At 52.2% G+C, this 13662-nt stretch carries 8 protein-coding genes; 5 read left to right on the plus strand and 3 right to left on the minus strand.

Annotated features, from left to right (window positions below; all coding sequences use genetic code 11):
• Window positions 1–379: 379 nt before the first annotated feature.
• Window positions 380–1597 carry a metallophosphoesterase gene (locus tag BST81_RS00575; protein ID WP_075596597.1) on the minus strand — a complete coding sequence of 406 codons (1218 nt, stop codon included), beginning with the start codon at window positions 1595–1597 and terminating at the stop codon, window positions 380–382.
• A gap of 129 nt (window positions 1598–1726) precedes the next feature.
• Between BST81_RS00575 and BST81_RS00580 the strand changes: the two genes are divergently transcribed.
• The gene (locus BST81_RS00580) at window positions 1727–2656 is read left to right on the plus strand and encodes a hypothetical protein (protein ID WP_075596598.1); all 930 of its coding nucleotides are present in this window, start codon (window positions 1727–1729) and stop codon (window positions 2654–2656) included.
• 256 nt (window positions 2657–2912) lie between these two features.
• On the opposite strand, the gene BST81_RS00585 is transcribed toward BST81_RS00580, so the two are convergent.
• A complete protein-coding gene (locus BST81_RS00585; protein WP_075596599.1) occupies window positions 2913–3710 on the minus strand; it encodes a choice-of-anchor L domain-containing protein in 798 nt (265 codons plus the stop codon).
• A gap of 465 nt (window positions 3711–4175) precedes the next feature.
• Window positions 4176–5948, minus strand: a complete 1773-nt coding sequence (locus BST81_RS27265; protein WP_075596600.1) for a FecR domain-containing protein — start codon at window positions 5946–5948, stop codon at window positions 4176–4178.
• Window positions 5949–6135: 187 nt separating this feature from the next.
• Here BST81_RS27265 and BST81_RS00595 point away from each other — a divergent pair, with 187 nt between their 5' ends.
• The 4 genes from BST81_RS00595 (at window position 6136) to clpB (ending at window position 13653) form a co-directional block, all read left to right on the plus strand.
• On the plus strand, window positions 6136–7278 hold the full coding sequence (locus BST81_RS00595) for a hypothetical protein (RefSeq protein WP_143780163.1): 1143 nt from the start codon (window positions 6136–6138) through the stop codon (window positions 7276–7278).
• 435 nt (window positions 7279–7713) lie between these two features.
• The gene (locus BST81_RS00605) at window positions 7714–8688 is read left to right on the plus strand and encodes a FecR domain-containing protein (RefSeq protein WP_083636525.1); all 975 of its coding nucleotides are present in this window, start codon (window positions 7714–7716) and stop codon (window positions 8686–8688) included.
• Between the two features lie 73 nt (window positions 8689–8761).
• Complete coding sequence (locus BST81_RS00610; protein WP_083636527.1) at window positions 8762–10774, plus strand: adenylate/guanylate cyclase domain-containing protein; 2013 nt, start codon at window positions 8762–8764, stop codon at window positions 10772–10774.
• Window positions 10775–11031: 257 nt separating this feature from the next.
• Window positions 11032–13653: an ATP-dependent chaperone ClpB gene (gene clpB, locus BST81_RS00615; RefSeq protein WP_075596604.1), complete on the plus strand. Its 2622-nt coding sequence runs from the start codon at window positions 11032–11034 to the stop codon at window positions 13651–13653.
• Window positions 13654–13662 lie beyond the last annotated feature (9 nt).

Genomic DNA, 13662 nt, shown 5'->3' on the forward strand with positions numbered 1-13662 from the left:
AAAACTAATGTGGGTGCTGGGTTTCATTCTTCAACCCAACCGACTAGCTCAACCCGTCCTCAAATTCTGCCAATGCCCGACTGTATCCGATCGTTTGGGCTTTCTCGATCGTCTGACAGACCATTTCAATCATGGGTAAGTCTGGAAAAGTAGGAGTAAAGGGGACATAATTTCCAACGTTCCATTGCAGTAGTTGATCCGGGGAACCCGACGATCTTCACCCAGTTCTCCCAATAGTTCCTCATATTACTACCAGGGCACCTTTGGAATCAGGACATGACTTCCGGGAGATAACTCGATGGCTTTAATCGGGATGGCAACTGTCATACGCTGACCTCAGTTTTTGGGAGGAATGCCCTTATTGTATTTTTAGCTCACTTTATGCTGCGCATTGCTCCCGGCTCAGTTTCTGCTCACAAGCGGTTTGCTCAGATGCATTCAGATTGTCCACATCCCGGCGCAGGATCATCCCATTGTGAGCCGTCAAGAATCGAGGTAGTTGGTCATACTGAATCAGTTGCAATGTCTGCATGTCGTAGGTGGTATAGGTGGTCAACTCCGGGCCATTGAAATTGATATCCACTACCGTCAGAGACTTACCGGGAGGAACATTGCCTTCAATCAAGGGACGGGGACCGGCACCCAGAATCCCCATGTGCAGCAATTGGAGTTTGCCTTTGTGGGCCGGATAGTAGGCATGGTGATGCCCACTAATATAGGTACTAACCTTGTATTTCTCCAGCATGGCCCGAAGCTGGTCAGCATTTTCCAGGACTTCGCCCGGTTCATCCCGACCGATCGCCACCCCATACAGAGGCAGATGACCCAGGAGAATTCGCATTTTGGCCTGCTGAGCTTTGGGACTGGCGAGACTTTTCTCCACCCAGGCCAGCTTTTCCTTCGAGATTTTGCTGGAGGAGCCATCCCACACCAGGAAGAAAATGTCTTTGTGCTCGAAGGTGTAGAAGAATGGGAAATCATTGCGATCGACGAACTGCACCCCCGGATCATGCTCCGGTTGCTTCCAGAATGCAGCCGTTACATCCCGTTCCGTCTGAAACAGGAACTGACCCCTTACCCCCAGGGCACTAGAGGCATCGTGGTTGCCGACGGTAAAGCCAAAAGGCACTTTCGCCCGACGCATGGGAGCGGCGATCCGCTGGTCAAAGGCAGTCCACATGGCCTTCATATTGGCCTGGGTCAATCTGGGGTCCTGACCCGCCACCATATCCCCGCCGCAGACGACCAGATCTGGTTGCCAGAAGGGAATCAAGGCTAGGCCCTGATCAACTTCCGGGTCATAATCCGTCGAGCCATAGGCACTATTAAGATCGCTGATCACCAGCAGGCGAACATCCCCTCTGGGCGGGTTGTACAGCCCCTTGGGGCCAGCACTGGCCACGATCGCGGCAGTTTCGGGGGGAAGGGCGATCGGAGAAGGGGAGATCGACGGTTTTGGCGATGACTTCGGCTGTGATGGCACCACCGTAGGCGCATTGTCAGAAGCCGTGTTCTGGACATTAGCAGCAGCACAGGCCACGCAAATACTGAGAATCAATCCAAGCAGGGAGAAGAAGAAAAATCGCCACCAGCGCATAGGACTACCTGACTTTGTGTAGGTGATTAACCAGACTGTGCCAACGCCTGCCTCAGATGATAGGCTGTGGGTTGAGTTACCGGTAAGAATTTACCCTGTTTACTGCTTCTTGTGTAGGTTTCTTCCTGTATGTCAGAGCAACTGCCCCCACCCCCAGAATCAGAACCGCCTGCGGCAACACCCCCTGCCCAGTCCCGACCAACTCGCTCTAGTTCAGAACTGGAACAATTGACCCAGATTTTGCAAGCCACCTGGAAACGAGCCAGACCCATTCTGGCTGGAATTGGAGCAGTAGTTTTGGACCTGATGATTCAGCTTTTGAACAGGGTGCAGCGGCAACTGGAAGCAGAAACTGAGAAGTCGGCAATTCAGCGATCGTCATCAGAGGCCAGTTCCACCCCAAACCCCGCACCGCCTGAGGGCGCAGTGCCCCAACTCCTGTATCGCCTGCAGGAAATCTGGCAGATTGTCCTGGGGCTGGTCCGCTCCCGCCTGCCCAAACCTCTGCGCCAGACTCTCCCAGACGGAGTCCTCACGATCGGAATTTCGGCTCTGCTGGCGATCGTCCTCTGGACCACCTCCTCTATCCTTCCTGGTGGACAGCCGCAATCCGTAGCGAAAGCTCCCTCGGAACCTGCGGCTCCCCCGGCCCTGACCTCCCCGGAGTTGGGAGAGCCGATCGCCGTGGAACCTCCCCTGGCCGATCTGCCCCTGCCCTCGATCGCGCCTCCTGTAGAGGAACCCCCTCCTCCCCTGCAACTGACCCCAGAGCAACAGTTGATTGCCCGGATTCAGGATCAGGTGGCCGAAGTCACCGATCACTATGCGTCGGGGCTGATTCAGTCGGTACAGGCCAACTTCAAGCGTAGTCGCTTAACGGTGAAGGTGAGTGATGGCTGGTACGAGTTGGGCTTCGACCAGCAGGATGGGCTGGCCAATGAAGTGTTTCAGCGATCGCAGACCCTGGATTTTGAAAAGCTGGAATTACTGGACAGTGCCGGGACACTGTTGGCCCGCAGTCCAGTGGTGGGAGATCGGATGATTGTGCTGCAGCGATAGGGGATTAAAGGCTGGGTTGACCCCATCTCCAGTTGCGGAATGTAGGTGGAGTTGGATTGTGATGTTGTCTGAATCTTTTCCATATCTGAATCTTTTCCATAACAAAGGGCACGACCTTTGCCGTGCCCTGATTAGATGCTGAGATTGGGACTCAGAGAATTCTCAGAGATCGATCGACTAAATTGCAATCAAATTACAGTTGTCCCTGAGGGAATACGGAAATGCAACCTGGTCGATCAACACACAAGCCAGGTACTTATGCCTTTTTCATCCGCCGACGCTGCACCATCAAACCACCAAAGCTCAACAGACCGAGTACCATCGCCGGTTCAGGTATGGGCTTCACGGTACCCAAGGACTTACCCTTGATAAGTACAGCAGAGTCAAAAATCCCATCTCCCACATCTTTGATCTTGATGCTGAGGGTATTCTTGGCATTTTTGTTCAACAATCCTTCAAATGTAAGGACTGTGCTATATCCATCCAATTGAGTTCCTGGGGAGCCAGGAGGATTGCTGATAAAATCAGGGCTACCTGAACCCAGATTATCAACCGTTACCAAATCGCCATTGTTCAATTTAGCCAGATTGACACCATTTAACAAGAGTTCGAAGGAGTCGTTAAATCCCTGCTTAACAAACTCTGGAAACTCTTCCGAACCAAAGACGTAGGAGAAGAAAAGCTTATCTGCTGTTGCATCGGCATCAAAACTGATATCGAGAGAGATATCATCCCCCGCTACCCCTGTAGCTCCAAAATCAAAAGACTCATTAGGAGCGTCGTTAGGACCTACCACATCAACCACTTCTCCAGTGCTTAAGACAATGCCATCAGTCAAACCAAAGGGGTCTGCACTGAAGAGGCCAAATGCCGCAGCGCCACCTGTAGGTGTAACTGAGAAATTGCTCAGGCCCGTGGTGGTACCCAGCAGGGCATTCAGGAGGTCAGTGCCATTGTTGTTTGGCGTAATCGTGAATGCCATGGCTGAAGAACCAATGCCCACGGTGGCAGCAGTAACAGCAAAGGCAGTTGCGAGTGTGTGCAAAGCTTTCATATCTATCCCTCAGGAGAAAATGATTTCTTGAGAAGCATTTCAGGAAATTTACACAGACTTTATCAAGCAATCAGGAGAACACACGCAAGTTTTAACAATTCTGTGTATTTTTTGAGTGCTTCTACTGATGAGCTTGCCATTGTTATCCCTGCTGTGGGAGGTAGCTTCAACAACAATTCATTGAAACTTCATATTTCTCCCTGGAGATTGTACCTTTCATAAAATCCACTTTTGCTGTCCGGAAATAGCTCAGGATCGTACTTCTGGCCAGTCAAGGTATTCGATCGAACACCCTACTTGCAGGCAATATAAATCTGCGATCGGGCTGGCTTCAATACAAATTCATCATTAAAGCCTGCTTTCAAGAGGTCACGGTGGTTAAAACCGCCATAACCATATCAACGAAATCCACCGGCAGGGATTTCTGTGACCGGGCCAATCCCTGGGACCATGACGGTCCTCAGTCTAAGGATTAGAGGTTTGAGATTGGGTCCCTGGTAGGATTACATCCACAACAGGTGGAGTAATCGTGGCATTGAGATTATTTCCCAGGGGTACTTGTACATCTACCGAAACAGCAGGTTGCACCAGATCCACCACAGGGGGAGTGGGTGGGTTGACATCCGCATTGGCCCCAGGGAATTGTCCTCCCGTTGCGCCACTCCCAGGAAACTGTCCCCCTGTGGCACCCCCCCCAGGGAAAATACTGGTTCCAGGGTCAGGGGAGGGACTCACTGGAATGATCGGGCTGGGGGAGGGTCCCACTGGCAGCACAGGGGCTGGAGAAGGAGTGACTGGGAGAATTGGGCTGGGGGAAGGGTCTACCGGCAGCACAGGGGCTGGAGAAGGATTAACTGGGAGAATTGGGCTGGGGGAAGGGTCCACCGGCAGCACAGGGGCTGGAGAAGGATTAACTGGGAGAATTGGGCTGGGGGAAGGGTCTACCGGCAGCACAGGGGCTGGAGAAGGATTAACTGGGACAATCGGGCTAGGGGAAGGGTTCACCGGCAGCACAGGAGCCGGTGAAGGACTGACCTTAGGAGGGCTGGGGTCTGGCGTCACTGGGACTCCACCACTTGATCCAGGAGAACCACTGGGAGGAGGATTATTCAAACCGCCACTGGGGACAATGGGAACAATATCAATCGGTTTGATAGTTGATACAGTCGGAGAAGGCCCAGTCACAGGAGGTGATTGGATCTGAACTGAAATCTTGACAGGTTTCAACAAGAATTGATTCGCTGCCGTCAGTTGATCCAGAGTGAATTTGCTTCCTCCCAGCCCCCAGTTATTCGTAATATCCAGAAGGGTAGAAGCTTCCAGTACTTCAACTGTGAAATTCGGACTCAATAACCCTGGACTCGCTGCTACAGGTTGATTGGTAGGAAGTTTGAGTGCCGGTAAGTTCTCATAAATGGGTTTATTGTTGTCCAACGGTGAGAGGTTCTGGAGGGTTTCAAGAATCTCCTGCCGGACTTGAGCCATGTCGATATCCAAATCTGTTGCATCAGGCGGTTGATTTAACTTCAACCCCTTCACAAGATCTGCCGACTGCAAAAATTCTTGCACATCATAGCGAACCACTTGAATCGTATTCCCAGACACGATCGCCATTTCCCCGCCACAAATTTCTTTCTTTTGAGATCCGTCAGATGTGGCGATTTCCATGGGCCGCCCCGGATTACAACCGATCGCACCCATAATGGTGACGAAGTTCTTACTCTCTACTCCTTCAAAGTCCTGTTCACTGGCCTGCTCTGAAGGAGTTGATCCACCATTCAAGACATAGGTGCGGATAAAAAAGGAGGAGCCTTTGATCCCAGCCGTCGCGTTCGGGGTACGCACACGGGTTGTGCCCCGGCCCGGTGGAATAAGGACCAGAACTGTTCCGTTAGACAAATGAAAGGTTCGCGTCTTGGGCACAAAGCGGAAAACTGCCTGCTCGCCAATTCTGGCTAGGGAACCATCGTTAAACCGTAACTCGGCCAGGGATGCTAGGGCTGTTGCAAGGGCATCACCAGGAATCATCACATCTGCAATCCGGGCCGATCGACGGGCCTGATTGCGAGGGATCAGGCTCACCTGATTGCGGATACTCTGGACAGTAGCCCGGGTCAAAGGCACCGGTTGGGCGATCGCCGTGGCTGATAGCAATACGCCAGTAATTCCCAGCCCAAGAGCCGAGAGTTTGATTTTATCGCTGTTGGATAGAGAGCCTGATACCCTATGACGGAACATACACACTCCTGTGCAGCGCATCTAATATGGATGTAACCCTAGCACCAACAGACCACACGAGAAAAACAGGTTATCTCTTGCTAGCATTCAACTTGGAACCTTGCAACCATCCTATGGTAGATTCATGATTTTTTGGACCTACACCCCAGTTTATGCTGCAGTACATTCCTTTCCCGATCAGAGGGTCTTGAATAGAACTGTTTTCCATAAATGGGTTAGTGGTGAAGAGGAGCATATCCCCCAGGAAGGCAAGGCTGTCACGCCTGAGGTAGTTATTCCAAGCGTATGGGCCAAGAGCAGGCTGACCAATGCAGCAGCTCTGTTTCCCTCCGTTGAACTACAGTCCCTGACAGCAACCGTTGAATCCTTTACATTCCCTAGCATATCTTTTGTATCTGCCGATAAAACTTTTAGTAAAGATTCTGCCTGGAATGGGATTGCTGGCAACCAGCAGGTTGTTTCCTCCATTGCGCCGCTAACCGGTCTCCTCAGTCAAGCTCCAGATCCGGACGCCACGAGAGACGCTTCCCAGCAGCCAGCTACCCCCAGCAATCTAACGGCATCCCCTGGTGACCCAGAATTGGGAAATCTGCGCTTGCAACAAATTGCACCACCCTCCAAAGCTCCGCCCGTATTCTATCTACTCGGACGAATCAATTACTTTCGTAGCGACAACATCTTTTCTGCGATCGATCCCATTGGCGATCATTTAGTTCGAATGGGTCTCTCCCTCTATCTAGTTCCAAAACTGGGGCCATCGACCTATCTTGTTGCCTCTGTCAATGGCAATCTGATCCGATACCTGCAAGAGCCAGAAGTCAGTTACAACGAATTTCAAATCACTGCTGGCTTTTATCAGCAGATTACGCCCAGTATGTATACTCAGCTGGGCTGGTCCAATCAGCAGTTGTACTCAGCCGAAACAGGGGAGCAATTTCTGAATGATCACACGGTTCAGCTAGATTTAGGGCGGGTAGACAAACTGGCTGATCAGCTTACCCTCAGCATGAATTACCAGTTACGCTTCAGTTTCACCAGCCCCACTGAACGAAATCGGCTGGTTAACTACATCAGTGCCTCTCTGGCCTATGAGATTTTCCCAGCTTTACAAGCAGCGATCGACTATCAGATTGTGATCAGTTCTTTCACGCAGCAAACCCGAGAAGATACCTATAATCAATTGGTTGGACGACTGACTTACCTTTTAACACCTGAAACACGGCTTAGCCTGGTTGGCGGCATTAGCTTTGGCAATTCCTCTAACCCCAACATTAAATTCAATAGCTCTGTTGTAAGTATTAATGTGGACTTCAGCCTACCTTTGTTCTGAGCGGTTGATGCCAGCAGCGATTGATGTCTGATTGACTGGAACCTTTGGGGAATTTCTGCATCTATGAGGGCAGGGCCATAGCATCCGAGTTTTTACAGGTCCTACGTCACATTCTAAAAATGGGTTCAAGCCCGATCGAAAGTAAAGCCCATACGGGGCCAATGCAGTCACACCCCGACTAAACAATGGATTTTAGGGTAGCGGTAGGTTGACCAGATTGTTGATCCGTAAATTCTCGGGATTTGTAGCCGTTCCTACTGAATCCTTAAGTATCTATTTACAGCCGTTTCCAGGTGAATGGAGCCCAATGAAATTGGCTGTAAGTTTTGGGAATGGCTCCCCTGTTCATATTGAGACTTGGTATTAAGACACAGCATTTGCTTATGGGTGCATCCAGGAACGTCCCTCTGGTATCTATGAAGGAGATTTTTTCCCATGTCCATCAAACCCATCCAAAAATATAGACCTTTATTCAGGCAGCTCATGCTGGTTCTGATGGGCAGCTTATGCCTGTTCCTAGTGGTCCTGTTCCAGCGAACGCCAACTGTTGCCCAGAGCGGGATCCAAAGTGCAGTTGTGGCCGAAATTGTCGATGGCAGCCAGGTCTTTATCCAGAATCAACAGGCAAGGGTGAATGACGTTGCCGGTCTGGGTCAACGGGTTCGTACAGGGCAGGCCCGCACCCAACTTGTCTTTAATACCGGTGCTGTGGCGCGACTAGCACCTAATTCTTCGTTGACCGTGGGCCAGAAATGTGCCCGTTTGCAGCGGGGAACTCTTTTGATCAATGGGGTTGCTAACGGCTGCACTAACTCTGTGGCGACTGGGGTTCGAGGCACCACCTATCTCTTAGAAGTGGATGAGAATGACCAGACTCAGGTCAAGGTATTGGAGGGGGAAGTTACCATCTCCAAACCAGATCCTCTGGCTGCACCGGAAGTTCCGATCGTACCCCCTACCCCCAGCTTGGCCCCAACTCCAGCTCCGACTCCCAGCAAATCTCCCGCACCGACCAAATCTGTGCGAACCAAATCCACGCCCAAGCCCACCGTTAAACCAGCATCCTCCCCCACGCCCAATCCGTCTCCGCTTCCTGCGCCCCCCTCTCCAGCCCCACCCCAACTTCCAGGTGGAGAGCAACGCAGTCTGGATCAGCCGATCGTCCTGTCCTCTGGGCAGAAAGCCCTGATTCCGCCTGGTGCCAATCCTGTGATTGGACAGATGACGCAGCAGGAATTTGAGCAAATTTTGAAGGGCGTGTTATTTAATGGCTATAGTGTGCAAATTCCGGGTCTCAGTGAAGTCAAGAATTCTTTCAGTCAGCTATTCCCAGGAATTCCCTTTCCGATCGATATTCCTGGCCTGTCCGTCCCAGGAATTCCTGGGATTCCTGGAATCCCATTCTTCTAATTAACGCTCAGGGGCATCTTCTAAATTCAGACCGGTCTATTACATTGCCCAAGCCTCCACCGAGAATTACCCCATGCTGCATCGATGGCAATTTTGGCAACGCTCCCCTGCTTCCCAGGGCATCCCATCCAGAAGTAAGCCTCAGCGCTTTGCGGTACCGGCCCTGCTGGGGTATGCCCTAATTGGTTTTTGGTCCGTGAGCGGAGCAATTGCCACCGCTGTTGATTGGGATCGAGCCCAACAATTGGAGTTGACCCTACAGAGCCGGTTTCAGGAGATTCGCAATTCGATTACCCATCCAACCCCACCGAACAATCTCATTATCCTGGCAATGGATGATGATTCCTTCGTTCAGGCTGCAGAATTCTACAGAAGTGACCCCAAAACCTATGCCAGTCTGGGCAATATCCAGGTCTGGCCCTGGAAACGGGCAGCCTACGCTGAGGTGATTGAAAAGCTGATGCAGGCTGGAGCCCGATCGGTAGCTCTGGATGTCATCCTGGCAGACCCCAGTGACTCGCCGGAAGACGATCGGCGATTACAGGAGGTCCTGCGCCGCTATGCCGGACGGGTTGTTCTGGCTGCTCAGTTCACGTCCTCCGATACTCCTGCTGGGATGAAGCAGGCGCTGGTTACTCCCACCGATCTTTTTCCCAATGTGCCCCTGACCCTGGGATTAATTAACTTTCAACTGGCTGCTGACCAGCGCCTACGGCACCTGCCCGATCAGATACAGGCTGAGGTTTTGCGAGATCTGGGGTTGGAGCAGCCCATCCTCCCCTTTTATCGGTCAGTGCTGCAAATATCCAACCTGCCCCAGGCCGAATTCCATCCCGGAGACTTTATCTTTTACTATGGACCGGCAGGTAAGACGTTTCGCCATGTTCCTTTTTGGGAAGTGCTGCATCCTGGCAACTGGCAGGTTCACCTGAAACAGCAAACCTTTAAGGACAAAGTCGTGCTGATTGGGCCAACTGCCCTTGATCTGCAGGATTTTCAACTGACCCCCGTGGGTAAGATGGCCGGAATTGAGATCCACGCTAACGCCATGGCAACAGCCCTGGAAAATCGGGCTTTGTCTCAGGGCATTCCCGACCCCCTGTTCAGAGGATTGTTAGTCCTGATTGGTGCATTGGGCGCAGGCATTGTCCTCAGCACTATTCCTAAACGGCCAGCGGGTAACTTTCTCTGGGCCATGGGTATTACGATCGCCTGGGGTACGCTGAGTTACTTCAGCTTCACCTATAATCGGCAGATCTTCCCGACCGTTGTCCCCATGCTCACCATCTTCCTGAGCGGAATTACCTCCCTGACTACGGGGGCAATCAGTAGTCAGATGGAACAGCGTCGGTTGCAACGGACTCTAGAACGGTATGTGGCCGCCCCGATCGTCCAGCAAATTCTGCTGAATTACTCCAATGATTTTCAGTCGCTGTTGCAGGGGCGAAAGGTCAAAGCCGCCATCATGTTCTGTGATATCCGGGGCTTTACTACCCTCTCCTATAAGCTGGAACCAGAGCAGTTGATCAACCAGCTGAATGACTACTTTGATGCCATGGTCAACGTTATCCTGGCTGCTGGAGGGACTCTGGATAAGTTTATTGGGGATGCCGTCATGGCTGAATTTGGTTCTCCCCTTTCCAGTGGGGAACATAAAGATGTCATGAACGCAGTGCAGGCGGCTTTGGGTATGCGGTATGCCCTCTGTGAATTACGGAAACAGTGGCAACAGGAGGGAAAGATCCTCTTTTTCAATGGCATTGGAATTAATTTTGGTGAGTTACTGGTTGGGGATATTGGGTCTGACAAGCGTCGGGAATTCGCCGCGATCGGAGACGCTGTCAACGTAGCCAGTCGGGTCGAAAGCATGACCAAAAACTTCGAGACCGATATTCTGATTACGGACTCCGTTTACGAACTGGTTCGGGACGAGGTAGAGGTTCAAGATGTCGGTAAACATGCCCTCAAAGGGCGGGAAGAACCCGTTCAGCTCTACATTCTGATTGGCCTCAAAGGAAAAGACCAGACTCTCTACAAACAGGTACAAGAAGACCTGCACATGTATCTCAGTCAGGCTAAAGAATAAATCAATCTTCCCTCTGGGGTGAATCTTTCCTTGGCGTCTCTGCGGTGATGGCTTGAGTGTGGTAACCCGTTATTTTAATAATTATTCTGGTTTGATCGGCAGGCACGGGTTGTGAGGAGGCGATTCCGGACGGCAATACGTATCCAGAAAGCCGTGAACACCGATCCAGATTGCTGAAGCAAGCCCCCTTAAAATGGTGGGGTAAGGTAGGGTCATGATCCTGCCGATTAGATGAATTGCTATGGAAGGGGAGAGCTATGCAACCCACAAACCCCAATCAGTTTACAGAAAAAGCCTGGGAAGCTATTGCCCAGACGCCAGATATTGTTAAGCAGGCGCAGCAACAGCAAATTGAGACGGAACATCTGATGAAGGCGTTGCTGGAGCAGGAAGGGCTGAGCGTCAGTATCTTCAATAAATTAGGGATAGCTGTGCAGCGGTTGCGCGATCGCACGGAGGACTTTATTAAACGGCAACCCCGGATTTCGGGCAGCGGCACCTCGGTGTATATGGGGCGTAGCCTGGATCAACTCCTGGACCGGGCTGATGCCTACCGGAAGGAATTTGGGGATGAGTACATCTCGATCGAGCACATGTTGCTGGGCTATGGGAAGGACGATCGCTTTGGACGGGCCTTTTTCCAGGAGTTCAAACTGGATGAAGCAAAGCTGAGAAAGGCAATTGAAGAGATTCGGGGGAGTCAGAAAGTGACCGATCAAAATCCAGAGGGAAAATACGAAGTCCTAGAGAAATATGGGCGTGACCTGACCGACTTCGCCCGCCAGGGGAAACTGGACCCGGTGATTGGTCGGGATGATGAGATCCGACGCACGATTCAAATTCTCTCCCGACGTACCAAGAATAACCCGGTGCTGATTGGGGAACCTGGAGTGGGCAAAACGGCGATCGCCGAAGGATTGGCCCAGCGGATTGTCAAAGGGGATGTGCCGGAATCTCTGCGAGACCGTAAGCTGATTGCCCTCGACATGGGAGCGCTGATCGCAGGGGCCAAGTTCCGGGGTGAGTTTGAGGAGCGGCTGAAAGCCGTCCTGAAAGAAGTGACGGAATCCAATGGCAGTATTATCCTCTTTATCGACGAGATTCATACGGTGGTCGGGGCTGGCGCAACCCAGGGGGCCATGGATGCGGGCAACCTGCTCAAGCCCATGCTGGCCAGAGGGGAGTTGCGTTGTATCGGAGCCACCACCCTGGATGAATACCGCAAGTACATTGAAAAGGATGCAGCCCTGGAGCGGCGGTTTCAGCAGGTCTACATCGACCAGCCTAGCGTGGAGGACACGATCTCGATTTTGCGGGGTCTGAAGGACCGCTATGAAACCCACCATAATGTCAAGATTGCCGACAGCGCTCTGGTGGCAGCAGCCACCCTATCCAACCGCTATATCTCCGATCGCTTCCTGCCGGATAAAGCGATTGACCTGGTGGACGAGGCAGCAGCCAAACTGAAGATGGAGAGCACCTCCAAACCGGATGAACTGGACGAAATTGATCGCAAGATCCTGCAGTTGGAGATGGAACGGCTCTCTCTGCAGAAGGAAAGTGACCCGGCCTCCCGCGATCGACTGGAGCGATTGGAGCGGGAACTGGCAGACCTCAAGGAGGGACAGTCCGGCCTGAATGCCCAGTGGCAGGCCGAAAAGGAAGTCCTCGATCGGCGCAAAACCATTAAAGAAGAGATCGACCAGGTCAATATCGAAATCCAACAGGCCGAGCGAGACTATGACCTGAACCGGGCCGCTGAGTTGAAGTATGGGAAGTTGACGAACCTGCAGCGCCAACTGGAGGAGACGGAAGCCAAGCTGACCCAGACCCAGAAGACGGGTAAGTCCCTGTTGCGGGAGGAAGTCACCGAGTCGGATATTGCCGAGATTATTTCCAAATGGACCGGCATCCCCCTGAACAAACTGGTGGAATCGGAGAAGGAAAAATTGTTGCACCTGGAAGAAGAACTGCACCAGCGGGTGGTGGGTCAGGCAGAAGCGGTAACGGCTGTCGCTGACGCCATTCAACGGGCACGAGCAGGTCTGGCTGATCCGAATCGACCCACAGCCAGTTTCATCTTTCTGGGACCTACTGGCGTGGGTAAGACAGAACTGGGCAAAGCCCTGGCCGCTTATCTCTTTGATACGGAAGAGGCTATGGTCCGGATTGACATGTCGGAGTACATGGAGAAGCACTCGGTCTCTCGGTTGATTGGGGCTCCTCCCGGTTATGTGGGCTATGAGGAAGGGGGCCAACTGACGGAAGCGATTCGCCGCCGTCCCTATGCGGTCATCCTGTTCGATGAAATCGAGAAAGCTCACCCGGATGTGTTCAATATCATGTTGCAGATCCTGGATGATGGTCGGGTGACGGATTCCCAGGGCCACACGGTGGACTTTAAGAACAGTGTCATCATCATGACCAGTAACGTCGGCTCCCAGTTCATTCTGGATGTGTCTGGGGATGAATCTCGTTATGATGAAATGCAATCCAGGGCTCTGGAGGCACTGCGGAACAGCTTCCGACCAGAGTTCCTGAACCGGATTGATGAGATCATCATCTTCCATACCCTGCAACGGAGTGAACTGCGCGAGATCGTCAAGTTGCAGGTGAAGCGGCTGGAGCAGCGGTTGAGCGATCGGAAGATGGCCCTCAAACTCTCGGATGCTGCCCTTGATTTTCTGGCTGACGTGGGCTACGACCCCACCTATGGGGCTCGTCCTTTGAAGCGGGCGATTCAACGGGAACTGGAAACCCAGATTGCCAAGGCCATCTTGCGAGGGGAATTTGATGACGGGGATACGATTTATGGGGATGTGGAGAACGAGCGGCTGTCCTTTAAGCGGCTACTGGCTGAGTTGTTGACCACCCCATAAGCGCTCAGG

The sequence above is a fragment of the Leptolyngbya sp. 'hensonii' genome, assembly GCF_001939115.1.
Taxonomy (GTDB): domain Bacteria; phylum Cyanobacteriota; class Cyanobacteriia.

Excerpts from the sequence above, each read along its gene's own strand:
- BST81_RS00605 (WP_083636525.1), top strand. The coding sequence starts at position 7,714 with ATGTCCATCAAACCCATCCAAAAATATAGACCTTTATTCAGGCAGCTC.
- BST81_RS00585 (WP_075596599.1), bottom strand. The coding sequence starts at position 3,710 with ATGAAAGCTTTGCACACACTCGCAACTGCCTTTGCTGTTACTGCTGCC.
- BST81_RS00575 (WP_075596597.1), bottom strand. The coding sequence starts at position 1,597 with ATGCGCTGGTGGCGATTTTTCTTCTTCTCCCTGCTTGGATTGATTCTC.
- BST81_RS00610 (WP_083636527.1), top strand. The coding sequence starts at position 8,762 with ATGCTGCATCGATGGCAATTTTGGCAACGCTCCCCTGCTTCCCAGGGC.
- BST81_RS00580 (WP_075596598.1), top strand. The coding sequence starts at position 1,727 with ATGTCAGAGCAACTGCCCCCACCCCCAGAATCAGAACCGCCTGCGGCA.
- BST81_RS27265 (WP_075596600.1), bottom strand. The coding sequence starts at position 5,948 with ATGTTCCGTCATAGGGTATCAGGCTCTCTATCCAACAGCGATAAAATC.
- clpB (WP_075596604.1), top strand. The coding sequence starts at position 11,032 with ATGCAACCCACAAACCCCAATCAGTTTACAGAAAAAGCCTGGGAAGCT.